This window comes from Streptomyces sp. NPDC031265, assembly GCF_055570295.1.
This window is the reverse complement of record NZ_JBVIHM010000024.1, coordinates 1-22,143: the sequence shown is the minus strand read 5'-3', so window position 1 is coordinate 22,143 and position 22,143 is coordinate 1. Positions and strand designations below refer to the sequence as shown.

At 73.5% G+C, this 22,143-nt stretch carries 26 protein-coding genes and 2 pseudogenes; 14 read left to right on the top strand and 14 right to left on the bottom strand.

Features of this window, described 5'->3' with window-relative positions; all coding sequences use genetic code 11:
• Positions 1-67: 67 nt before the first annotated feature.
• Positions 68-268 carry a hypothetical protein gene (locus ACZ499_RS29595; RefSeq protein ID WP_385543391.1) on the top strand — a complete coding sequence of 67 codons (201 nt, stop codon included), beginning with the start codon at positions 68-70 and terminating at the stop codon, positions 266-268.
• 35 nt (positions 269-303) lie between these two features.
• Here the strand turns inward: ACZ499_RS29595 and ACZ499_RS29590 are convergent, their stop codons facing one another.
• The 3 genes from ACZ499_RS29590 to ACZ499_RS29580 are packed head-to-tail and all read right to left on the bottom strand — an operon-like array spanning position 304 to position 2,206.
• Positions 304-963 (bottom strand): phosphatase PAP2 family protein, encoded by a 660-nt coding sequence (locus tag ACZ499_RS29590; RefSeq protein WP_468679313.1) that lies wholly within the window; start codon positions 961-963, stop codon positions 304-306.
• Positions 960-1,541 (bottom strand): phosphatase PAP2 family protein, encoded by a 582-nt coding sequence (locus ACZ499_RS29585; RefSeq protein WP_468679312.1) that lies wholly within the window; start codon positions 1,539-1,541, stop codon positions 960-962. Before ACZ499_RS29585 ends, ACZ499_RS29590 begins: the two co-directional genes overlap by 4 nt.
• Complete coding sequence (locus ACZ499_RS29580; protein WP_468679311.1) at positions 1,541-2,206, bottom strand: DedA family protein; 666 nt, start codon at positions 2,204-2,206, stop codon at positions 1,541-1,543. The genes ACZ499_RS29585 and ACZ499_RS29580 overlap by 1 nt, the downstream gene beginning before the upstream one ends.
• Positions 2,207-2,322: 116 nt before the next feature.
• On the opposite strand from ACZ499_RS29580, the pseudogene ACZ499_RS29575 reads away from it, so the two are divergent.
• The 6 genes and pseudogenes from ACZ499_RS29575 to ACZ499_RS29550 all read left to right on the top strand — a co-directional run.
• Positions 2,323-2,718: pseudogene (locus tag ACZ499_RS29575) on the top strand (BlaI/MecI/CopY family transcriptional regulator); the annotation flags it as partial.
• 116 nt (positions 2,719-2,834) lie between these two features.
• Positions 2,835-3,767, top strand: coding sequence for a M56 family metallopeptidase (locus ACZ499_RS29570; protein ID WP_468679310.1), 933 nt, complete (start codon positions 2,835-2,837; stop codon positions 3,765-3,767).
• 131 nt (positions 3,768-3,898) lie between these two features.
• Positions 3,899-4,471 (top strand): DoxX family membrane protein, encoded by a 573-nt coding sequence (locus ACZ499_RS29565; RefSeq protein ID WP_468679309.1) that lies wholly within the window; start codon positions 3,899-3,901, stop codon positions 4,469-4,471.
• A 162-nt stretch (positions 4,472-4,633) separates the two neighbouring features.
• Positions 4,634-5,092, top strand: a complete 459-nt coding sequence (panD, locus tag ACZ499_RS29560) for an aspartate 1-decarboxylase (RefSeq protein ID WP_468402853.1) — start codon at positions 4,634-4,636, stop codon at positions 5,090-5,092.
• A gap of 15 nt (positions 5,093-5,107) precedes the next feature.
• On the top strand, positions 5,108-5,737 hold the full coding sequence (locus ACZ499_RS29555; protein ID WP_468679308.1) for an aspartate/glutamate racemase family protein: 630 nt from the start codon (positions 5,108-5,110) through the stop codon (positions 5,735-5,737).
• Positions 5,738-6,107: 370 nt separating this feature from the next.
• A complete protein-coding gene (locus ACZ499_RS29550) occupies positions 6,108-6,923 on the top strand; it encodes an AfsR/SARP family transcriptional regulator (RefSeq protein WP_385539008.1) in 816 nt (271 codons plus the stop codon).
• Positions 6,924-6,996: 73 nt separating this feature from the next.
• Here ACZ499_RS29550 and ACZ499_RS29545 read toward each other — a convergent pair whose 3' ends face one another.
• Positions 6,997-8,163: an alpha-hydroxy-acid oxidizing protein gene (locus ACZ499_RS29545; RefSeq protein ID WP_468679307.1), complete on the bottom strand. Its 1,167-nt coding sequence runs from the start codon at positions 8,161-8,163 to the stop codon at positions 6,997-6,999.
• Positions 8,164-8,350: 187 nt separating this feature from the next.
• Between ACZ499_RS29545 and htpX the strand changes: the two genes are divergently transcribed.
• Both htpX and pspAB read left to right on the top strand, forming a co-directional pair.
• Positions 8,351-9,256, top strand: coding sequence for a zinc metalloprotease HtpX (gene htpX / locus ACZ499_RS29540; RefSeq protein ID WP_468679306.1), 906 nt, complete (start codon positions 8,351-8,353; stop codon positions 9,254-9,256).
• Between the two features lie 62 nt (positions 9,257-9,318).
• The gene (gene pspAB, locus ACZ499_RS29535) at positions 9,319-9,897 is read left to right on the top strand and encodes a PspA-associated protein PspAB (protein ID WP_468679305.1); all 579 of its coding nucleotides are present in this window, start codon (positions 9,319-9,321) and stop codon (positions 9,895-9,897) included.
• A gap of 10 nt (positions 9,898-9,907) precedes the next feature.
• Here the strand turns inward: pspAB and cynR are convergent, their stop codons facing one another.
• Positions 9,908-10,804 carry a transcriptional regulator CynR gene (gene cynR, locus ACZ499_RS29530; RefSeq protein WP_468679304.1) on the bottom strand — a complete coding sequence of 299 codons (897 nt, stop codon included), beginning with the start codon at positions 10,802-10,804 and terminating at the stop codon, positions 9,908-9,910.
• A 122-nt stretch (positions 10,805-10,926) separates the two neighbouring features.
• Between cynR and ACZ499_RS29525 the strand changes: the two genes are divergently transcribed.
• Positions 10,927-11,526 carry a carbonic anhydrase gene (locus tag ACZ499_RS29525; RefSeq protein ID WP_468679303.1) on the top strand — a complete coding sequence of 200 codons (600 nt, stop codon included), beginning with the start codon at positions 10,927-10,929 and terminating at the stop codon, positions 11,524-11,526.
• Between the two features lie 37 nt (positions 11,527-11,563).
• On the top strand, positions 11,564-12,034 hold the full coding sequence (cynS, locus tag ACZ499_RS29520) for a cyanase (protein ID WP_468679302.1): 471 nt from the start codon (positions 11,564-11,566) through the stop codon (positions 12,032-12,034).
• Positions 12,035-12,103: 69 nt separating this feature from the next.
• Here cynS and ACZ499_RS29515 read toward each other — a convergent pair.
• The 9 genes and pseudogenes from ACZ499_RS29515 to paaA form a co-directional block, all read right to left on the bottom strand.
• Positions 12,104-12,858, bottom strand: a pseudogene (locus tag ACZ499_RS29515) (ABC transporter permease); the annotation flags it as partial.
• 272 nt (positions 12,859-13,130) lie between these two features.
• On the bottom strand, positions 13,131-13,925 hold the full coding sequence (locus ACZ499_RS29510; RefSeq protein WP_385539010.1) for an alpha/beta hydrolase: 795 nt from the start codon (positions 13,923-13,925) through the stop codon (positions 13,131-13,133).
• Positions 13,918-14,769, bottom strand: a complete 852-nt coding sequence (locus tag ACZ499_RS29505; protein WP_468404351.1) for a tryptophan 2,3-dioxygenase — start codon at positions 14,767-14,769, stop codon at positions 13,918-13,920. Before ACZ499_RS29505 ends, ACZ499_RS29510 begins: the two co-directional genes overlap by 8 nt.
• Positions 14,770-14,803: 34 nt before the next feature.
• Positions 14,804-15,586 (bottom strand): SDR family oxidoreductase, encoded by a 783-nt coding sequence (locus ACZ499_RS29500; protein ID WP_385539013.1) that lies wholly within the window; start codon positions 15,584-15,586, stop codon positions 14,804-14,806.
• Positions 15,587-15,699: 113 nt separating this feature from the next.
• Entirely contained in the window at positions 15,700-16,815 is a 1,116-nt protein-coding gene (locus ACZ499_RS29495; RefSeq protein ID WP_468679301.1) for a 2Fe-2S iron-sulfur cluster-binding protein, read from the bottom strand.
• 9 nt (positions 16,816-16,824) lie between these two features.
• A complete protein-coding gene (gene paaD, locus ACZ499_RS29490; RefSeq protein ID WP_385539042.1) occupies positions 16,825-17,322 on the bottom strand; it encodes a 1,2-phenylacetyl-CoA epoxidase subunit PaaD in 498 nt (165 codons plus the stop codon).
• Positions 17,316-18,092: a 1,2-phenylacetyl-CoA epoxidase subunit PaaC gene (paaC, locus tag ACZ499_RS29485; RefSeq protein ID WP_468679300.1), complete on the bottom strand. Its 777-nt coding sequence runs from the start codon at positions 18,090-18,092 to the stop codon at positions 17,316-17,318. The genes paaD and paaC overlap by 7 nt, the downstream gene beginning before the upstream one ends.
• A complete protein-coding gene (gene paaB, locus ACZ499_RS29480; protein ID WP_067162897.1) occupies positions 18,082-18,384 on the bottom strand; it encodes a 1,2-phenylacetyl-CoA epoxidase subunit PaaB in 303 nt (100 codons plus the stop codon). Before paaB ends, paaC begins: the two co-directional genes overlap by 11 nt.
• A complete protein-coding gene (paaA, locus tag ACZ499_RS29475) occupies positions 18,381-19,412 on the bottom strand; it encodes a 1,2-phenylacetyl-CoA epoxidase subunit PaaA (RefSeq protein WP_468679393.1) in 1,032 nt (343 codons plus the stop codon). Before paaA ends, paaB begins: the two co-directional genes overlap by 4 nt.
• A gap of 167 nt (positions 19,413-19,579) precedes the next feature.
• On the opposite strand from paaA, the gene ACZ499_RS29470 reads away from it, so the two are divergent.
• From ACZ499_RS29470 to ACZ499_RS29460, 3 genes are read left to right on the top strand one after another with little or no spacing between them, the layout of a single operon-like run.
• A complete protein-coding gene (locus ACZ499_RS29470) occupies positions 19,580-19,831 on the top strand; it encodes an acyl carrier protein (RefSeq protein WP_358834453.1) in 252 nt (83 codons plus the stop codon).
• Positions 19,831-21,300 (top strand): class I adenylate-forming enzyme family protein, encoded by a 1,470-nt coding sequence (locus ACZ499_RS29465; RefSeq protein WP_468679299.1) that lies wholly within the window; start codon positions 19,831-19,833, stop codon positions 21,298-21,300. Before ACZ499_RS29470 ends, ACZ499_RS29465 begins: the two co-directional genes overlap by 1 nt.
• On the top strand, positions 21,293-22,009 hold the full coding sequence (locus ACZ499_RS29460) for a 4'-phosphopantetheinyl transferase (protein ID WP_468679298.1): 717 nt from the start codon (positions 21,293-21,295) through the stop codon (positions 22,007-22,009). Before ACZ499_RS29465 ends, ACZ499_RS29460 begins: the two co-directional genes overlap by 8 nt.
• The last annotated feature ends 134 nt before the right edge of the window (positions 22,010-22,143 follow it).

Here is a 22,143-nt window from a genome sequence, read left to right as displayed (position 1 = left end):
GAACCCGAGCGAACCTGAGGCAGCTGAACGCGGACGCACCTGAAACGCAAACGAAAGGGACGCTGTCGTGCACGAGATGAGAGCCGAGCGGGACCCCGGCGGGGCCGGGGCCGCGGGCCGGGCCGCCCTGCTCTGGCACGTCATGAGCACCGACGAGCCGAGGACGATGTGCGGCCGCACCCTCGGCCGCCCGGAGGCGGCGGTCCCGCCGGACCCGGACCTGTCCGACGCCGACCGCTACTGCGAGGCCTGCATGGCGGCCTGCTGAGCGGTTCGAGGGGAAATGGCGCCCCCCGGCGCCGCTCAGCGGCCCGGCACCGGCTCCTCGTGCCGTATCTCGGCAGGTACGTGCCGCGCCGTCACCAGTGTGCCCAGCGTCAGCCACACCGCCGCGAACAGCCAGCCCCCGAGCACATCGGTCAGCCAGTGCACCCCGAGGTAGACGCGGGAGAGGCCGACCGCCGCGCCCCACAGGAGGATCAGCCCGGCGGAGAGGCGCGCGGAGGCCGAGCGGGAGTGCGCGGTCACGCCCCACACCACGAGCCCGGCCGTCAGTGCGGCGGTGGTGGCGTGGCCGGAGGGGAAGGAGTGGCCGGAGGCGTGCGTGGCCCAGTCGGCCATCGCGGGGCGCGGGCGGGCGACGGCGTTCATCACCCCGTACCGCACGGCCTGGCCGAGGGCGAGGACCGCGAGTGCCCCGGCGGCCGCGCACAGGCGCTGGCGGGCGTCCCGGCCGGCCAGCAGCCCGGCGCCCACGGCCAGCAGATAGGGGAGCGCTCCGGTGCCGGTGGCGGTGACCGCGCGGGCCACCGCCAGGGCCACCGGGGGCCGGTGGTCCAACGCCCAGGCGTGCGAGGCCCGGTCGCCGGGCAGCGGTGCCCCGTCCCGTACGGCGACGACCACCGTGAGCAGGACGAACAAGAGCAGGCACACTGCGGCCCCGACGCGCCGGGCCCTTGTCATCGGGCGGCCACCAGCGGGCGCAGCCGGGTTTCGCCGAGGCGGTCCACGAACGGCGCTGCCCGGCCCGCGAGCAGGGTGAGGACCAGGGCGACCACGGCGCCGACGGCCAGGCCGACCAGGACGTCGTGCGGATAGTGCGCGCCGATCCAGACCCGGGAGGCGGCCATCAGCAGCGCGGCGGGCACGGCGATCGCGCCGAGGAGCCGGTCGCCCAGCAGTACGGCCACGGCGGCCGCGGCCGCGATCGCCGCGTGGTTGCTGGGGAAGGACCAGTCGCCCAGCGGCGGACAGGCCTCCACGGTCACCACGTGCAGGGTCTGGCAGGGCCGCTGTTCGTGGACGGCGGACTTGAACAGGTCGTTGACGGCGAAGGCCGCGACCACGACGAGCGGCGCGGCCAGCGCCATGGCGAGCCGGGCGCCGCCCGCCGACCGGGCCCGCCACCAGGCGAGGACCATCAGGACCGCGAAGAGCCCGAGGCCGTAGTCCGACCAGAGCCGGACGGCGGTGTCGAGCGGCCCAGGGGTGTCCTGCGCGAGCTCGGTGACCCAGGTGTACCACCCGTTGTCGAAGTGCATCAGGGGGTTTCCTCGGTGGTGCGGGCGCGGCGGGCGCGCAGGATTTCCAGGGCGATCGGGAGCAGCGAGACGGCGACGACCAGCGCCACGAGCGGCAGCAGATAGCGGTCGACGTTCGGGATGGACGAGCCCAGCGCGTACCCGCCGAGGACCAGCCCGCACGTCCACACCGCGCCGCCGACGACCTGCCAGAGCGCGAAGACCCCGGCCGGGACGCCGAGCACGCCCGCGAGGGGGTTGAGCACGGTCCGTACGATCGGGACGAAGCGGGCCAGGACGATCGCCTTCGCGTGGCCGTACTTGCCGAGCAGCTCCTCGGCGCGGGCCGCGCCCTCGTGGAGCTTGCGGGACCTGGCGCGGGCCAGCAGCGCGCGGCCGCCGCGGCGGCCGATCCAGTACCCCACCTGCGCTCCGACGAGCGCGCCCGTCACGGAGGCGAGCAGGACCTGCGGCAGGGAGAGCGACACCGGCCCGTCGCCGCCCGGCACGCACAGCAGCCCGGCGGTGAACAGCAGCGAGTCGCCGGGCAGGAAGAAGCCGACGAGCAGCCCGGTCTCGGCGAACAGCACGACGGCGATGCCGATCGCGCCGAACGCCGAGAGCAGCGAGCCCGCGTCCAGCACGTTCACGGCCTGGGGGGCGGCGGCGAACAGGGGTACGGCCATGGCGGTGGGCCCTCCCATAATGGTTTTCGGGCCGCGAGCAGCGCGGAGCCCGACTGACTACAGTGGTGTAGACGGTCTACAGAACTGTAGACGAAAGATCGAGGAGGATCGTTCCCATGGGGGTCGTTGACGGGTCCGGCCACTTCGGCGACCGTGCGGGCGGCGACGCCCGGCGGCCCGCCGGTGAGCTGGAAGCGGGCGTCCTCGCGGCGCTGTGGGCCGCCGAAGGTCCGCTCACGCCCGGCGAGGTCCAGGGCGCGCTCGGCGGCAGCCTGGCCCGCACCACGGTGACGACGATCCTCACCCGGCTCTACGAGAAGGGCGCCGTCACCCGAGGCCGCTCCGGCCGGGGCTTCGCCTACACCCCCACCGAGGACTCCCCGGGCCTCACCGCCCGCCGGATGCACACCGAACTCGCCAAGGAGGAGGACCGCTCCACGGTCCTCGCCCGCTTCGTCTCGCAGCTCAGCGACGAGGACGAGCGACTGCTGCGGACCCTGCTGGACGGGGAGGCGGGCGCGTCCGGCGAGGCGATATCCGACGACCGGGCCACGCCGGGCCACGATCGGGCCACCTCGCGCCACGACCGGGGCGCCGCGGGCCGCAACCTGGCCGGGGGTGACCGGGGATGATCTTCGCGGTGTGGATTCCGCTGCTCGTGCCGTTCCTCGCCGTCCCGGCGGCGCGCCGGCTCGCCGAGGCGCTGCCGCCCAGGCCCGCCGCCTGGCTGCTCGCCGCCGCCTCGACCGGCCTCGCCGTCTGCTCGGCGGCCGCCCTCGGACTGCTCGCTCTCGCGGGCGCCCTGCGGCTCCCGTTCGTCGCGGCCCTCGGCCATCTGGTGACCCCGCTCGACGAGGTGCCCGGCGCCGTAGCCCTGCCCGCCGCCTGCGCGTCCGCCGCGCTGCTCACCCTCTGCGGCGTCGCCCTGATCCGCACCGCCCGCCGCCAGCTCGGTGAAGTGCGCGCCGCCCGCCGCCGCCTCGCGCCCTCCACCGGTGAGCTCGCCGTGGTGCGCGACCCCTGCCCGTACGCCTACGCGCTGCCCGGCCGCCCCGGCCGCATCGTCGTCACCACCGGCATGCTCCGCGCCCTCGACCCCGCCGAGCGCGAAGCGCTGTTCGCCCATGAGCGCGCCCATCTGCGCGGCCGCCACCACCTCTTCCTCGCCGCCGCCGAACTCGCCGCGCATCTGCATCCCTCGCTCCGCTCGCTGCGCGCGCCGCTCGAGTACGCCCTGGAGCGCTGCGCCGACGAGGCCGCGGCCGGAGCCGTGGGCGACCGCGGGCTCGCCGCCCGCGCCATCGGCCGGGCGGCCCTCGCCAGCCGTAAGGGAGAGCCCGCGCCGCTGCCGCGCGCGGCCCTCGCGGCGGTCGCGGGGCCCGTGCCGCGCCGGGTCGCCGCGCTCCTGGACCGCGGCCCGGGCGCCGCCCCGCTCCGCTCGCGCGGCGCCCGGCTGATAGCGGCCGCGCTGGTCGCCTGCCTCTGTGCCTCCGCGGTCTCGGCGGTGGAGGCCGCCGCCGATCTGCACGGCGGCATCGAGACGGCCCAGGGCGAGGACTGACCCTCACAGCGCACGTGGGGCACCCCAACGGCTCAGCAACGCTGAGGCCCGGCGCCCGGCGCCCCGGAGAGTGGATCCCGTACGCCTGTGACGGCGTGCCACGCCACGAACGGCCACCCCGGGAGGCAGCCATGACATGCATCAATCGACGGGACCTCGGACTCCTGGTCCTGCGGGTGGGCACCGGCGCCGTCCTCGCGGCGCACGGGACCCAGAAGCTCTTCGGCTGGTTCGGCGGCGGCGGGATCGAGGCCACGGCCGCCGGGATGGAGCACATGGGCTTCCGCCCCGGCAAGCCGAGCGCGGTGGCCGCCGGGCTCGGCGAGGCGGGCGGGGGCGTGCTCCTGGCCCTCGGCCTCGCCACCCCGGCCGCCGGGGCCGCGGCGGCCGGAGCGATGGCGGGCGCGGTCGCCGTGCACGCCCCGGCCGGGTTCTTCGCCCAGGGCGGCGGCTTCGAATACCCGGCGTTCCTCGGCTTCACGGCCGCCGCGATCGGCGTCGCCGGGGCCGGGCGCTACTCCCTCGACCACGCCTCCGGCCACGTCGTGGACCGGCCGTGGACGGTCGCCCTGACGTTCCTCGGCAGCGCGGCGGCGGCCGCCCTGGTCGTGGGCCGGCGCGCGCAGGACCAGAACGACGGCGACCCCGAGGGCGAGCGGGTGGCGGAGGCCGACGCGTCACCGGAGGCCGGGACGACCGCGTAAACCGCCGGCCCACAAAACGGCCCCAGGGCATTCAACTCGCGCGGCTGTTGAGATCGAGGAGCAGGCCGCAGGCCCGCGCGGAGGACCGGGGCCGTACTCTGTCCGTCGACGGCGCGTACCCCGACCGGGGGCGCGACCCTTTGTACGGCAGGGAGTGACGCTGTGCTGCGCACCATGTTCAAGTCCAAGATCCACCGGGCCACCGTGACCCAGGCCGACCTCCACTACGTGGGGTCGGTGACGGTCGACGCCGAGCTGATGGAAGCCGCCGATCTGCTGCCCGGCGAGCTCGTCCACATCGTCGACATCGACAACGGCGCCCGCCTGGAGACGTACGTCATCGAGGGCGAGCGGGGCTCCGGCGTGATCGGCATCAACGGCGCCGCCGCCCACCTCGTCCACCCCGGCGACCTGGTGATCCTCATCAGCTACGCCCAGGTCGACGACGCCGAGGCGCGCACCCTGCGCCCGAGCGTCGTCCACGTCGACGCGGACAACCGCATCGTCGAACTCGGAGCCGACGCCTCCGCCCCGGTGCCCGGCACCGACCAGCGCCGCAGCCCGCACGCCGTCGCCCCCGTCCCCGCCCCTTCCAGCCCCGTCGCCGTTCCCCAGCACTGATCCGGGAGAAACGTCATGCTCGCGCTGCTGCACACCTCGATGGTGCACGTGCCGGTCTTCAACGCCCTGCGCGACGAGAACCACCCCGGCCTCGAACTGCGCCACCTGGTCTACGAGGAACTGCTCGGCCGCGCCCGCGGGCTCGGCCCGGCCGGTGCCGCCGAGGCCACCCGGACGGTCATCTCCGAGATCACCGCGGAGGGCGCGACGGCCGTGCTGTGCACCTGCTCGACGATCGGCGCCGTCGCCGAGGCGGCCGGGGCCGAACTCGGCGTGCCCGTCCTGCGGGTGGACCGCCCGATGGCCGCGGCGGCGGTCGCGTACGGCTCCCGGATCACGGTCCTCGCGGCCCTGGAAGCCAGCCTGCGCCCGACCTCGGACCTGCTCCATGAGGAGGCGGCCGCGGCGGGCCGCGAGGTCTCGCTGCGGACGGTCCTGGTGGCCGACGCCTGGCGCCGCTTCGAGAAGGGCGACCTGGAGGGCTACGCGTGGGCGGTGGCCGAGGCCATCGAGGAGGTCGAGGACGCGGACGTCATCGTCCTGGCCCAGGCCTCCATGACACCGGGGGCGCAGCTGGTCCCGTCGAAGACCCCGGTGCTGTCCAGCCCGCGCCTCGGCCTGGAGGCGGCGGCGAAGCTGGTGTGAACGAGCGCGGGGGGGGGGGGGCCCCCCCCCCCCCCCGCCCCCACCCCCCCCCCCCCCCCCCCCCCCCCCCCCCCCCCCCCCCCCCCCCGCCCCCCCTCCCCCCCCCCCCCCCCCCCCCCCCCCCCCCCCCCCCCTCGGCCGCTCTGTATGCGGCACCCGGAATTAATAATCGAATTCCCGCTGATTGGTGGCCGAAATGGCTCCCGGGTGCTGCGCTCCGGGTGTTAGCGCCCTTTTAATGGTTACGTAACGACTGCTCGACTACGATGTTTATCGGCAATCGCGTGCATCTTGGGCGCGATGGCCCGGGGTGAACGGGGAGATCCGAACTAGTTGAATGCCCGGCATGCATTCAAGGGGGTTGCGTCACGTGTCCCTGTCCTATGCACGATCGAGTCATCCGCTGCGCTACGAAGTACTGGGGCGGCTCCGGGTGACCTGCGGCGACGTCGATCTGACGCCGGCGCCACCGAAGATCGCCAAGCTGCTCGCTCTGCTGACGATCCGGGCAGGGGAGACGGTGCCGGGCGACAAGCTCATGGCCGAGCTCTGGGAACAGCATCCGCCGCGGTGTGCGGCGGCGAGCCTGCGGGTCTATGTGTCACAGCTGCGCAAGCTGCTCGGCACACCCGGCCGGGCTTCGCCGATCGTCACTGTTTCCCCGGGTTACATTCTCGACGTCAGCCAGAACCAACTCGATGTCCGGACGTTCGAGAGGCTGTATGAAAGCGGCCGGGCCCGTTACCTGGCGGCCGACTACCCGGCCGCGTCCGAATGTCTGAGAAATGCCCTCGCCATGTGGCGGGGGCCGGTTCTGGACGGCATGTCGGGGTCTTCGGAGATCAGCTCGTTCGCCGCAGTGGAGGACGAAAAGCGGCTGAATTGCATCGAGCTGAATATTGAATCCGCCCTGGCGCTCGGCCGCCATCACGCCGTGATAGAGGAGCTCAAGGGACTCGTCGTCCAGCACCCGCTGCGCGAGCCGTTCTACCGGCAGCTGATGGCCGCTCTGTACCGGGTGGGCCGCCAGGGCGACGCCCTGGGCGTCTACCGCAGCGCACGCCAGGTCATCCGCGAGGAGCTGGGCGTCGAGCCGGGCCCGCCGCTGCGGCTGACCCAGGAAGCCATTCTGCGGGCCGATCCGGCCAGGCTGGAAGCCGTCGGTGTGACGGCCTCGGCGCGCTGAACAGCCGAGGCTCACCGCGAGCCGGCTCGGACCGTTCCCTGAGCCGGTGCGCGGCCGCGCGAGCGGGGGCGGGTCAGAGGACGCGCCGTAGCGATTCGGGCGTGAGGTCGGCGAGTGCGGGATAGCCGTCCACCGCCATCAGCAGATCGGCCTCGGCGAGCAGCGAGCGCAGGACGTGGACGAGGCCGTCCGTACCGCCGACGGCGAGTCCGTACGCGTACGGTCGGCCGACGCCGACGGCCGTGGCGCCGAGCGCGATGGCCTTCACGATGTCCGTCCCGGTGCGGACGCCGGAATCGAACAGGACGGGCAGGCCGTCGGCCGCCTCGACCACGCCGGGCAGCGCGTCGAGGGCGGGCAGCCCGCCGTCGGCCTGGCGGCCGCCGTGGTTGGAGCAGTAGATGCCGTCCACGCCGCCGTCCCTGGCGCGCCGGGCGTCCTCGGGGTGGCAGATGCCCTTCACGATCAGCGGCAGCTCGGTGAGCGACCGCAGCCAGGGCAGATCGTCCCAGGTGAGCGGGTTGCCGAAGATCTGCGCCCAGCGCCCGGCGGCGGCCCGCGGGTCCTCCTCGGGGGTACGGTCCAGGGTGGCCAGGAAGACCGGGTCGGAGGTGTAGTTGGCCAGGCAGTGGCCGCGCAGTTGGGGGAAGTTGGCGGTGCTCAGATCGCGCGGGCGCCACCCCGTGACCCAGGTGTCGAGGGTGACGACGATGGCCTTGAACCCCGCCTTCTCGGCGCGCCGCACCAGGCTCTCGGCCAGCTCGCGGTCGGTGGGGGTGTACAGCTGGAAGAAGCCCGGTGTAGAGCCGAACTCGGCGGCGACCTTCTCCAGGGGGTCGACGGTCAGCGTCGAGGCGACCATCGGGACGCCGGTACGGGCGGCCGCGCGGGCCGTCGCCAGATCGCCGTGCCCGTCCTGGGCGCACAGCCCGATGACCCCGATCGGCGCCATGAAGAGCGGCGACGGCAGAGTCATCCCGAACAGCTCGACGGACAGGTCGCGCCGCGCGGCCCCGACGAACATCCTCGGGTACAGCCCCCATCCCCCGAAGGCCGACGCGTTGGCCCGCTGGGTGCGCTCGTCGCCCGCGCCGCCCGCCACGTACGACCACAGGGACGGCCCGAGCGCGGCCTCGGCGCGGGACTCCAGCTCCTCGTACGTGAACGGGAAGCGCGGCACCACGCCGCCGAGCCCCTCGAAGTAGATCTCGTTCTGGTAGAAACCGAATGCCTGGCTCATCAAGCGGCCCTCTCCCTCGATCCCCGACTGATCCCCGACGGCTGATCACCGACTCCCCGTACCCGGCGCCCGGGTGCCCCCACAGTGCCCTACCCCCTCATCTCCTCGCCGCAGCGCCCCTTTACGGCCGCCGTAAGTGGCATGGTGGAGAGTGAGTACCCAAGGACCCGGGCCCCGGGGAGAGATCATGATCGGCCGTTTCCAGCCCGACCGGCAGCTGACCGCCCGCATGCTGGTCACCCTCTTCCTGCTGGGCCTGCTCTACGTGGGGTTCGTGGCCGCGCTGCTCGTCCTGCTGAAGTCGACGGTGCTGGTCGTCGTCATCGCCGCGGCCCTGCTGCTCGGGCAGTACTGGTTCTCCGACCGCATCGCCCTCTACGCCATGCACGGCCGCCTCGTCACCCGCGAGGAGCAGCCCCAACTGCACGGCGTCATCGACCGGTTGTGCGCCACGGCGGACATGCCCGTGCCCCGGGTCGCCCTCGCCGACACCGATCTGCCCAACGCCTTCGCCACCGGGCGCAACGCCGACCACGCCGTCGTCTGTGTCACCACCGGACTGCTCAGACGCCTGGAGCCGGAGGAGCTGGAGGGCGTGCTGGCCCACGAGCTCTCGCACGTCGCCCACCGCGACGTCGCCGTGATCACCGTCGCCTCGTTCCTGGGCGTCATCGCCGGGCTGATCGTCCGCTTCGCCTTCTACTCCCAGATGTTCGGCGGCCGCCGCCGCGGCGACCAGAACACCTTCGCCATCCTGATGGTCGTCATGGCGGTCTCGGCCGCGGTGTACGCGCTGAGCTTCCTGCTGATCCGGGCCCTGTCCCGCTACCGGGAGCTGGCCGCCGACCGCGCGGCCGCCCTGCTCACCGGCCGCCCCTCCGCACTCGCCTCGGCGCTGACCAAGCTGGACGGAGACATCGCCCGCATCCCCAGCAGGGACCTGCGGACGGCCAGCGCCTTCAACGCCTTCTACTTCGTGCCCGCCCTCGGCGCCGGCGCCACGCTCTCCCGGCTCCTGTCCACCCACCCCAGCCTGGAGCAGCGCCTCGACGGGCTGGCCAGGATCTCGGCGGAGCTGGGCCGCCCGGCATGAGCGGCCCCGAGCGCCCCGGACCGTACGACGAGAGCCGGCACAGGACGGAGTGACTGATCCGCATGGGCTTCCTGGACATCCTGCTCGGGCGGACCAAGCCCGTCGCCCCCGACCTCGACCGGCTCTTCGCGGTGCCGTCGGCGGCCGTCACCCTGGAGGCGGCGGCCGGGTTCACCCCGACCGGACGGGGCTCGGTCTGCTTCACCACGGTCGAGGGCGGTGCCTTCACCCGGATCCGGAAGGACGTCGAGGAACTGCTCGACGCGGACGCCGAACGGGCCGGGAGCCCGGTGGAGTTCAGTCGCGACGAGTACGGCTACACCTGGCTCCTGTCGCGGCGCGGGCCCGCCGGGCTGACCGCGCTCGCCGGGGATCTGCACGCGGTGAACACCGCCCTGCAGGAAAGCGGCTTCGGCCCCCAACTGCTGTGCTCCCTGGTCGGTTTCCAGGACGACGGAGGGCAGGCGCTCGCGCTGGTGTACCTCTACAAGCGCGGCACGTTCTACCCCTTCGCCCCGCTGCCCGGCGAGAAGCGCGACAGTGCGCTGGAGCTGCGGATCAAGGCGGTGCTCGCGGACGACCTGCACATCGAGCAGGACCTCGCCCGCTGGTTCCCGGTGTGGGGCGCGCCCGGGCTGTGAGCGGCCGTTCTCAGGCGGGCGGGTAGTCGCGGTCGCGTACGAGCCGGCGGGTGAGGCGGGTGAAGGCGCGGGCGGCGGCGCTCTCGTACGCGCTCTCCCGTCGCAGGAGGGTCACTGTACGGGCGGGCAGGGCCGGTTCGAGCGGGACCGGGTGCAGCCGCGGGTGGTCGTGCGTGACCGCGTCGGGCAGGACGGTGGCCAGCGGAGTGCGCTGGACGATCTCCGTGAGGGCCTGGAGGGAGTTGGCCTCCACCGCGATGTGCGGCCGCACCCGGTGCGCGGCGAGGTAGGCGTCGATGTGGCCCCGGGTGGCGAAGTCGCCGCTCAGCAGGGCGAGTTGGCGGTGTTCCAGGTCGTGGACGGGGAGCGGTCCGGAGGGGGTGGCGCCCGTGGCCACGACGAGGGTCAGGGTCTCGGTGAACAGGGGCGTCGCGGCGATGCCGGGCAGATGGGGCCGGTGGAAGGCGATGCCGAGGTCGAGCTCGTCGGCCAGCAGACCGGCCTCGATGCGGTCCTGCGCCAGCTCCTTGACGTCCAGGGTGATTCCGGGGTGGCGGGCGTGGAGCTCCGCGACGAGGGGGCCGGTGAGATACGCGGTGAACGTCGGCGTCACGGCCAGGCGCAGGCTGCCGCGCGAAAGGTCGGCCACGTCGAGGACGGCACGCTCGGCGGCGGCCAGCTCCCGCAGCGCGCGGCGGGCGTAGTGGACGTACGTCTCGCCCGCGTCGGTCAGCCGTACGGTCCGGCCGGTGCGGTCCAGAAGCTGCGCCCCCACCGTGCGTTCGAGCTGCTTGACCTGCTGGGAGAGCGTGGGCTGCGAGATGCGCAGTTCCTCGGCGGCGCGGGTGAAGTTGCCGTGCTCGGCGACGGCGAGCAGATAGCGCAGATGACGCAGTTCCGGAGCCATGGTTCAACTATAGATGAAACCAATGACAGGCATGGATAGCACGTCTTGGACACTATAGAAGCAGGTCATGCATGGTGGATCTCGTCAGCCCCACGGGGCCGACAGCCACCGAAGGGAGTGACATGCAAGACCTCACCGAGGGCGTCGCGCGGTTCCGCCGGGACGTCTTCCCGGCCAAGGCGGAGCTCTTCGCCGCCCTGGCCGGCACCCACCGGCCCACCACGCTGTTCATCAGCTGCTCCGACGCCCGCGTCGTGCCCGAGCTGATCACCCAGAGCGAGCCGGGCGACCTGTTCGTCATCCGCACCGCGGGCAACCTCGTCCCCGCGTACGGCCCCGGCCCCGACGGGGTGGCGGCGAGCATCGAGTACGCGGTCGCCGTCCTCGGCGTCACCGACGTCGTGGTGTGCGGGCACTCCGCCTGCGGGGCGATGACCGCGCTCGCCGAGGACCACGACCTGGAGGGCCTGGCGGCCGTCGCCGACTGGCTGCGCCACGCCGACGCCTCCCGGGCGCGCACCACCGGCACCGGCGCGGAGAGGGTGACCGCCCTGGTGCGCGAGAACGTACGCGCCCAGCTCGCCAACCTCGCGACCCACCCCTCGGTGGCCCGCGCCCTCGCCCGGCACACGCTCACGCTGCACGGCTGGGTCTACGACATCCCGGCGGGCACCGTCGAGGAGCTCGACACGGTCGGCCGCGCGGCCTTCGCCGCGGCCTGAAGCGCCCCACCAACCCGCTCGAAAGGAACAACTCCCCATGCTGCACGCCCAGTTCGACTCCGCCGCCCGTCAGGCCCTCGCCGTCGCCGCTGTCGAGGCCAAGATGCGCAAGGACCTCTCCTGGCAGCAGACAGCCGACGTCACCGGTCTGTCGGTCGCCTTCGTCACCGCCGCCGTGCTCGGCCAGCACGCCCTCCCGGCCGACGCCGCCAAGGCGGTCACCGAGCTCCTGGGTCTGGACGACGACGCAGCGATGCTCCTCGCGACCATCCCGACGCGCGGCTCCGTCCCCGGCTCCATCCCGACCGACCCGACGATCTACCGCTTCTACGAGATGCTCCAGGTGTACGGCACCACGCTCAAGGCGCTGGTCCACGAGCAGTTCGGGGACGGCATCATCAGCGCGATCAACTTCAAGCTGGACGTGAAGAAGGTCGCGGACCCCGAGGGCGGCGAGCGCGCGGTGATCACGCTGGACGGCAAGTACCTGCCGACCAAGCCGTTCTGACCCGATGCGGCCACGGGCGGCCGGCCGTCCCTCACGACGACCCGCCGCCCACCCACCGCCTCCCTCCTGCGCCGCGTGCAGCGCCGGCGCGGGGGAGAGCCGTGCCGCCCGTACCGCCGGATACGGGCCCGCGACCGTGCCGATCACCAAGGTCGCGCCGAAGCCGCCGCCGACCGCCCACAGCGGGACCACCCACGGCAGCCCGCCCGAGGCGGCGTACACGCCGGTCGCCGTCGCGCCCAGCCCGCTGCCCGCGAGCCCGCCCAGACCGGAGGGCGCCAGCGACTCCGCGACGAACTGGACGCGGATCTGGCCCCGGGTGGCGCCGAGCGAGCGGCGCAGACCGATCTCATGGCGGCGCTCAAGCACCGAGATGATCATGGTGTGGGCGACCCCGACCCCGCCCACCAGCAGCGCGATCCCGCCAGGCCCAGCAGCAGCGTGGACAGCGCTCCCTCGGTCGCCGCCTTCGCCTGGAGCGCCGCCGAGGGGTCGCTGACGGCGGCGTTCTGCGGGTTGCGCGGGTCGACCGTCGGGGCGAGCAGCTTCTGCACCTGGCGCACGGAGGCGTCCTTGGACCTCTCGTACACGGCCGTGGGGTGTCCGTCGAAACCGAGCAGTTTCCGCGCCGCCGCCCAGTCGGCCAGGGCCGACCGCTCGACCTCGGGTGCCAGCGGCATCGGGCCGAGGACGCCGACGACCGTGAAGTACCGGTCGCCGATCCACGCCTGCCGCCCCGGCCCCGTGACGCCGAGCAGGCCGGCGGCGACATGGCCGAGCATCACGGACGGGCAGCGGCCGTTGGCGGCGTTCTGCGCGGCCCCGCCGAACCGGCGTGCAGGACGTCCCGGGGGCTCAGCCGCGCCGCCTTGAGCCGGGTGCGCGAAGTGCTGTCCGCACGGGGAGCGGTATGCGCAGGAGCCATCACGCCGCGACCTTTCCCCGTGCGGTGTCCGCGACCACGCGCCCGTCGCGGATGCGCACCTGGCGGGGAGCCCCGCCGCTGTCTCGGTGTCGTGGGTGATGACGGCGATGGTCGCCCCCTCCCGGTTCGGATCCCGGCCTCGGCCCCGCCGTCTTCCCGGGAGAGGAGCCGCTACGTCGCCAGTCGGCCCAGGGTGTCGATCACCGACCGGGAGGCCTCCGAGCCCGGCTCGATGAGGGTGTAGTGGCCGGTGCCGGGCAGGACGACCAGCTCGGCGTCCGGGTGGACGGCGGCGTAGTCGGCGAACTGGCCGAGCGGCACCTCCTCGTCCGCCGCCCCGTGCAGCACCACCGTGCGCACCCCCGTCGTGCCCTTGTCGCGCAGCAGCGTCAGCGGGTCGACCAGCGGGAGCCTCGCCTCGACCTGGTCGGCGCCGCCCAGCAGTTGCAGGGCCGCGCCGTCGCTGAGGTCGTCGCGGATGGTGGCCGCCAGGTCGGTGAGCGGGGCAAGGCCCAGGATCGCGGTGGGCAGCCGGGTGGTGTACCAGGGCGAGCTCTCGGGCAGCAGCCCGCGCGCCCCGGCCCACAGGGCGAGGTGGCCGCCGGAGCAGTGGCCCGCCAGGACGAAGGGGCGCCCCTGCGGGATCGTGTCGACGGCCAGGGCGATGTCGTCGAAGGTGGCGGGGTAGCCGCCCGCCCCGCCCGACCTGCGAAAGCCCGGCAGGATCGTGGTGAACCCGTGCTGTGCCAGATGGGCCGCGAACGGGGTCAGATGCATCCGGTCGTAGCGCCAGTAGCCGCCGTGCAGCAGCATCACCAGCGGCGCTTCGGGGTCCTCGGCCGGCCACAGGTCGTACACCTGGTGCGGGTGCGAGCCGTACTTGCGGTGTACGGGGGCCAGCACCGGGCGGATGCTGAGCACCCGGCGCTCCTCCTCGGCCGCGAACGCGGAAGGGGTCCTAGACATAGCTGCGCGCCGTCCAGAGCTCGGGGAACACGGACCTGTGGGCGCGCTTCTCCAGCCACGCCACACCCGGGGAGCCGCCGCTGCCCGCTTTGGAGCCCATCGCCCGGCGGGTCGCGAGCAGATGGTCGCTGCGCCAGCGCAGCACCAGCTCGGCGACCTCGGTGAGCTCCTCGCCGAGCCGCACCAGCGGGTCGTCCTGCGGCCCGGCGTAGATCTGCCGCCAGACCTCCTCGACCCAGGAGTCCGGCTGGTACGCCTCGGTCACGTCCCGCTCCACGACGTGCTCCGGCACGGGCAGGCCGCGGCGGTACAGGAAGCGCAGCACCTCGTCGTAGAGCGACGGCTCGGCCAGCGCCTCCTCCAGCTCGGCGTAGACGGCCGGGTGGCCCCGGTGCGCCTGCACCATGGAGCGGGACTTGTCGGCGAGCAGGAACTCCATGTGCCGGTACATCGCCGACTGGAACCCGGAGGCCTCGCCGAACGCCGCGCGGAACCCGTTGAACTGGGCCGGGGTCAGCGCCGCCAGCGGCGTCCAGGAGTCGTTGAGCGCCTGGTGCGAGCGGCGGCTGCGGCGCAGCGCGTCCAGGGCCTGTTCCAGGTCGTCCTTGAGTAACGCGTCCCGGGCCGTGCGCCACTCGTAGACGATGAGGGTGAACCACAGCTCCATCACCTGGGTGGTGACGATGAACGCCATCTCACCGGGGTCGTTGGAGAGCGGCCGCTGGAGGGTGGAAAGCAGCGAGGCGTGGACGTAGTCCTCGTACGGCGTCTTCCCCTCGAACTGCACCTGGGGTGCCTCGTCGGCGGCCGGGGGCGTGGCGAGGGCGCTGGTCTGCTCGGTCATGGGTCTCCGTAGGTCGTGGGGCGGGGCCGGGTGGTCAGACCGGCATTCCGATGTGCGCGCCCCCGGTCGCGTCCAGCCACTGGCCGGTGACCCAGCGCGCGTCGTCACTCGCCACGAACGCGACCACGTCGGCGATGTCCGACGGGCGGCCGATCCGGTTGAAGACCGAGGTGGCCGCGTACGCGTCGAGCACCTCCGGCACCTTCAGGGTCGGGTTGATCTCCGTGTACGTGAAGCCGGGCGCCACCGCGTTCACGGTGATCCCCCGCGTGCCCAGCTCCGGGGCGAGGGCGAGGGTGAGGGTGTCCAGGGCGCCCTTGGTCATCGAGTACGCGGAGATGTTCGGCATGGCGATCCGGGTGACGCCGGAGGAGATGTTGATGATCCGGCCGCCGTCGCGCAGCCGGCCGAGCCCCTGCTGGATGACGAAGAAGGGAGCCTTGACGTTGATCGCGAAGAGCCGGTCGTACTCCTCCTCGCTGACGTCACCGATCCGCTTCGGCAGGGTGATTCCGGCGTTGTTGACGAGGATGTCCAGGCCGGGCCGGGCGCCGTACTCGGACAGCCCCTTGTCGAAGGCGGTCCACAGCGCCTCGGCGTCGCCGGGCACGCCGAGCTCGGCGCGGAGCGCGAACGCCCGGCCGCCCGCCGCCTCGATCTCGGCGACGGCCTCCTCGGCGGCCTCGGTGCGGTGCCCGTAGTGGACGGCCACCAGGGCGCCCTCGGCGGCGAGCCGGAGCGAGATCGCCCGGCCGATTCCCCGGCTGCCGCCGGTCACCAGTGCCGTCCGGTCGCTCAGCCTGCCCGTACTGGTCATGCTGCACACTCCTGTGATCTCGGGGACCGCGCGGTGGTCGCTGCGGTCTGGGGGGCGGTCGGGGGGCGCAATCCATGCGCTGCGTACCGCTGTTCGGGCGGTGGGGCGGGTGCTCAGGCGTCGAAGTCGAGCGCGATCTCGTCCGACTCCGGGCGCGCCCGGCACGGCAGGGTGTAGCCCGCGGCCAGCTCCGCCGGGCCCAGGGCGTACTGACGGTCCATCACCGCGCTGCCCCGGACCACCTTGGCGCGGCAGCTGCCGCACAGGCCGTCGCGACAGGAGTACGGGGTCTCGGGCCGGGCACGCAGCACCGCGTCGAGCACCACGCGGTCCTCGGGCTTCATCACCGTCTCGGTGGTACGGCCGTCCAGGCGGGCGGAGATGAGACCGGTGCGGCCCAGCGGCTCCGGGGGCGGCGCGGGCGGGAGGCCGCCGCCGGTGGAGAAGAGCTCGAAGCGCACCCGCGCCTCGTCCGCGCCCCACCGCGTGAGCGCCTCCCGGACGGTCTCCACCAGTCCCCACGGCCCGCACAGGTAGAAGTGCGTGCGCTCGTCGGGCTCGGCGCCGAGCAGCGCCAGCAGCTTGGGCAGCCGGGCCGCGTCGATCCGGCCGGACAGCAGCTCGCTCTCGCGCTGCTCGCGGGAGAGCACGTGCAGGGTGAAGAACCGGCCGACGTGGGCGTCCTTGAGGTCGGTCAGCTCGTCCGCGAGGAGCACCGACTGGGCGCTGCGGTTGGCGTAGACGAGCGAGACCCGGCACCGGGGGTCCTCCCGCAAGGCGGCCGCCGCCATGCTCAGCAGGGGGGTGATGCCGCTGCCGCCCGCCACCAGGACGTGGTGCGCGCCGGGCACGTCCGCCAGGCGGAAGTCGCCGGTGGGCGGGCCGAGTTCGAGGGTGTCGCCGGGAGCGAGCTCCGTGGTGGCGTACTCGGCGAAGCCGTCCGCGCCCAGGCGCTTGACCACCAGACGCAGCCCCGCGGGGTCCCGGGGCGCCAGGCAGACCGAGTAACTGCGGCGCAGCTCGCGTCCCTCGGGCCGGTGCCGTACGACCACGTGCTGGCCGGCCCGGTGCGCGAAGGTGTCCACGAGCGGGCCGGGCACGGCGAGGCTGATCGCCACCGACTCGTCGCCGACCTGCTCCACGGCGGTCACCGGCAGCCGGTACCAGCCGGTCGCCCGTCGGGGCGCTGCCGGGGGAGCGGCGGCGCCGCCAGTCGTCGCTGTCGTCATGAGGGTGCGTCACATCGCCTTCAGATGCGCGAAGGTCTCCTGGCACGAGGTGCACACCAGGACGGCTTGGCAGCGGGTCGCCCCGAACGGGCTCTGCGGCCGGGTCGCCACCGAGCCGCAGTGCGGGCAGGGCACGCCCAGGCCGACCCTGACCGACAGGGGCGCCTTGGCGGGACCCGGCGGCACGATGCCGTGCTCGGAGAGCTTGCGGCGGCCCTCGTCGGTGATCCAGTCGGTGGTCCAGGCGGGCGAGAGCACCTGCCGCACCCGTGCGTCGGGGTGGCCGCTCTCGGTGAGCACGGCCCGGATCCCGGCCTCGATCGCGGGCATCGCCGGGCAGCCCAGGAACGTCGGCGTGATGACGACTTCCAGGGCGCCGTCGTCCGCGGCCTCCACCGCGCGGATGACTCCCAGGTCGGCCAGCGAGATCATCGGGAGTTCGGGGTCGGGCACGGTGTTCACCCGGGCCCGCACCTCGTCGGCGTCCAGCCGGGCGGCGCTCACCAGGAGCCTCCCGGGTACTGGAGGCGTACGGACTGGAACTCGGCGAGCAGCGGCGCGAAGGCCTCGGTGTGGATCCCGTCCCGGCCGCCCGTCGCCTGCCACGCAGGGCTGGGCACCGTCAGGCGCGCGTCGTCGAGGACGGCGGCGACCTCCCGCTCCCACTCCTCACGCAGCCGCGCAGGGGCGACCGCACTCCCCTCCGCGTCCAGCCGGTCCACCAGGGCGTCCGGCGCGAAGAGTTCGCCCGCGTACGGCCAGACCAGGTCGAGCCCGGCCTGCATCCGGCGGCGGCTCTCGGCGGTGCCCCGGCCCAGGCGGACGGTCCACTGGTCGGCGTGCATCTGGTGGTACTCGACCTCCCTGGCCGCCCGCGCGCCGAACGCCGCGAGGGTGTCGTCGGAGGACTTCTCAAGGGCGGTCCACAGCAGCCTGCCGTAGTGCGCGTACACCAGCTGGCGGGCGATCGTCACCGCGAAGTCGCCGGACGGCAGCTCCATCAGGAGCGCGTTGCGGAACTGGCGCTCGGTGCGGTGGTAGGCCAGCTCGTCCTCGCTGCGGCCGGTGCCGTCGAGCCGGCCGCTGTAGGCGAGCAGGGTGCGGGCGTGGCCGAGCAGGTCGAGCGCGATGTTGGAGAGCGCCAGGTCCTCCTCGATGGTGGGCGCCCGGGTCACCAGGGCGCACAGCCGCTGGCACAGCACCAGCGCGTCGTCGCCGAGCCGCAGCGCGTACACGGCGAGGCCGGGGTCCGGTGCTTCGGTCGTGCTAGCCGTCATGGCCGCTTTCCTCGTTCAACGGGATGTAGTGCTCGGGGTACCGGTACGGCTTGTGGGCGGCGTTGCTGAAGAACGGGTCCTTCTCGCTCGGCGAGGCGGCGTGCACCGCGTCGGAGCGCACCACCCACACCGAGACCGTCTCGCCCCGACGGGTGTACAGATCCCGGGCGTTGGCCAGTGCCATGTCGGCGTCGGCGCCGTGGACCGAGCCCACGTGCTGGTGGGCCAGGCCCCGGCGCGGCCGGATGAACACCTCCCACGGCGTCAGCACCCGTGCGGACCGCTCGCTCATGACACACGCCTTCCCTCGTCGTCCTGCTCCGCGAACTCGTGGTCGTCGTCGGTCAGTTGAGCCGCGTAGGCGTCGACCGCCTCGCGCACCCAGGCGCCGTCCTCGTGCGCCGCGACCCGGTGGGCGAGCCGCTGGCGGCTGCACTGCGAGCCGTCGCCGAGCGCGCCGCGGAACAACTGCCAGTCGATCGGGCTGAAGTCGTAGTGCCCCCGCTCCTCGTTCCAGCGGATCGCCGGGTCGGGCAGGGTCACCCCCATCCGCTCCGCCTGCGGCACGCAGTTGTCGACGAACCGCTGGCGCAGCTCGTCGTTGGTGTGCCGCTTGATGCCCCAGGCCATCGAGCGCCGGGAGACGGCGGCGCCCATGGCGGCGGTGCGGTCGTCCGCGCCGCCCGCCACGGTGTCCGGCGGGCCGAACATCAGCGCCACCGCGGGCAGCCACCAGCGGTCGACGGCGTCCTGCGCCATCTCCTTCTGCGCGGGCGTCCCCTGGCACAGCGACCAGAGCACGTCGTAGCCCTGGCGCACGTGGAACGCCTCCTCCTGGCACACCCGGCGCATCGCCCGGGCGTACGGGCCGTACGAGGTGTGGCACAGCGGCGCCTGGTTGACGACGGCCGCGCCGTCCGTGAGCCAGGCGATGGCCCCGGTGTCGGCCCAGGTCAGGGCCGGGTGGTTGAAGGTGGCCGCGTAGCGCTGATGGCCGCTGTGCAGCGCGTCGAGGAGGTCGGCGCGCGACACTCCGAGGGTCTCCGCCGCCGAGTAGAGGTAGAGCCCGTGGCCCGCCTCGTCCTGCACCTTGGCCAGCAGACTGGCCTTGCGGTGGAGCGAGGGGGCCCGGGTGAGCCAGGAGCCCTCCGGCTGCATCCCGATGATCTCGGAGTGCGCGTGCTGGGAGATCTGCCGGATCAGCATCCGCCGGTAGCCGTCGGGCATCCAGTCCCGGGGCTCGATCTGCTCCCCGGCCGCGAGCAGCGCCTCGAAGTGCGCGTTGAGCTGCTCCACGCCGTCGACCACCCCTTCGTCCAGGACCGCCGCGGTGGCGGTGCCTTCACAGATGAAGAGGTCTGACCTGGGGCGTTCAATCCCTGCGCACACACCGTGGACCCGTGACGAAGGTCACGCGGGGGCCGGGGAGTGTGTGGGGTGAAGTGCGCCTCTCTCTTCGGTAGTCAGTGCAACGAGAGGGGTACGCCATGAGCACCATCAGGACGATGCTGGTCGAGCTGACCGGGACACCGGAGTTCGCCGAGGCCATCGGTGACGACGAGGACCTCAGCGCCAGCGGGATCGACTCCGGGGACCTGGTCCGGCTCATCCTGCTCATCGAGCAGCGCACCGGCGTCGAGGTGACGGCCGAGGACATGGAGGGCCTGACCACCATCGCGGACTACGAGCGGTTCATCGCGGGCCGCGACGCCGCCACCCCGCAGCCGGGCGCCGCCTGATGTGGCTGACCCAGTTGGCGGAGCGCAACCGCCAGTGCTTCCCGGACCGGACGGCCCTGGTGGACGAGCACCGCTCCGTCACCTGGGCCCAGTTCCACGACCGCGGCGTCAGCCTCGCCCACGGGCTCGCCGGGCTCGGCATCCGGCGCGGTGACCGCGTCGCCGTGCTTTCCCTGGACCGTATCGAGGTCCTGGAGTCGTACTTCGCGCTCGCCCGCGTCGGGGCGCTCTTCGTCCCGCTCAACCACAGTCTGACCCCGGCCGAGGTGACCGGGATCGTCGAACGCACCGGCGCCGTCGCCGTGATCGGCGAGGCCGCGCTGCTGGCCCGCCACCCCGATCTGCCGGTGAGCACCCGCATCTGCCTGGACGACGAGGCGTTCGCCGCGCTCGGCGCCGAGGGCGGACCGGCGCTCGACGACATCCCGGACGACGCCCCCGCGGCGATCCTGCACACGTCGGCGACGACCGGCCAGGCCAAGGGCGTCACCGTCGACCACGCCTCGTTCCGGGCCATCGCGCTCGGCTGGCTCGCCGTGGCCCGGCCCGCCGACGACATGGTGCTGGTCAACTGCTGCCCGCTCTACCACGGCAGCATGGTCGTCTCGCTGACCTATATGGCCGCGGGCGCGACCGTGGTCCTGATGCCCGGCTTCAAGCCGCAGACCGCGCTGGCCGCCATCGAGACCCACCGCGCCACGCACGTCTGGCTCGTCCCGCAGATGCTGCGCTTCCTGCTGCGCGCCAAGTCCGCCGACACCGCGGACCTCTCGACCCTGCGCGAGATCCTGTACGGGGCCGCGCCCATGCCGCCTGACATCTACGCCGAGGCCGTCGAACGGCTCGGCTGCGGATTCCGGCAGGTGTACGGGATGACCGAGGTCGGCGGCCCGTTCGTCACGCTCGGCCCCGACGAGCACCCGGCGCCCGGCGCGGTGCCCGAGGTGATTCCGGCCGGCCGGGTCATCCCCGGGATGTCCGCGCGCGCCCTGGACACCCGGGGCGAGAAGGTCGAGCCCGGCGCCATCGGCGAGATCTGCGTACGCGGTCCTGGTCTGATGCGCGGCTACTGGGGTGACGAGGCCGCCACGGCCGAGATCACCGTCGACGGCTGGATCCGCACCGGCGACCTCGGGTTCATCGACCGGGACGGCCTCATCCGGCTGATCGACCGCAGCAAGGACCTGATCATCCGGGCCGGTCAGAACGTCTACCCCTCGGAGATCGAGCGCGCGCTCCAGGCCCACCCGGCGGTACGCGACGCGGCGGTCGTCGGGGTGCCGGACGAGGACTTCGGCGAGGTCCCGCTGGCGTACGTCGTCGCCGAAGAGGGCACCGGCACGGCCGAGTTGCAGGCACATCTGGCGCAGCGCCTGGCCTCGTACAAGCGCCCCCGGCGCATCGAGTTCATCGACCAGGTCCCCCGCAACCCGGCCGGGAAGATCATCAAGAAGCTGCTGCGTGCGTGACGCGCTGACGCGCGGCGAGGCGGCGGACCGGGCATCGGGCGCCCGCGCCACCCGGCCGGACCCCGTCTCCGGCCGGGCAGGCGCCGAACACGCGGTGCTCCTGCTGCGCCCCGTCCTGGGCGCCCAGGGACTTTCTCTCGGACTGGCCCGCGTCGACGACCCGCGGGCGCGCCCGGCCGGGCCCAGGGAGTGGGAGTCCGCCGTCGCGATGCCGCCCCCGCGCCGCCGCGACTTCCTGGCCGGACGCTGTGCGGCCCGGCGGGCGCTGGCCGAGGCGGGCGGCCCGGCCGGGGAGATCCCGCGTGCCGGCCGACGGCCGCTGTTTCCGTGCGGTTTCGCGGGCTCGATCAGCCACTCCGGCGGTCTGGCCGTCGCCCTGGTCGCGCCGGGTGCCCACGCACTGGGCTGCGACCTCGAACTGCGCGGCCTCCCGCTGGACAGCGCCCACATCGTGCTCGGCCCCGACGAGCGCACCGGCGTCGACACCGAGAGCCGTCTGCTGGCCGCCTTCTCGGCCAAGGAGACGGCGTTCAAGGCGTTCAGCGCGTCACTGGGCGCGGACGCGCCCGCGACCCTGCTGGGCATCGGAACCCGCCTGGTTCCGGGAGGCTTCCGTGCCTGGCCGAGGCAGCTGCCCGGGCACGTCATCGACGTAGGAGTGCGTATCGCCGGACCCGGTGTGTTCAGCTGGGCCGTGATCGACGGGTGAGAAGGGGGTGGTCGGCGCCGCCCACCCCCCCCCACCCCCCCCTCCCCCCCCCCCTTTGCCCAAAACCCAACCTTCCCCTCCAAGTTTTTGTTGTTTTTTGGCCGCCCCCGTGGCTCTTCCCCTCCCCCCCCACC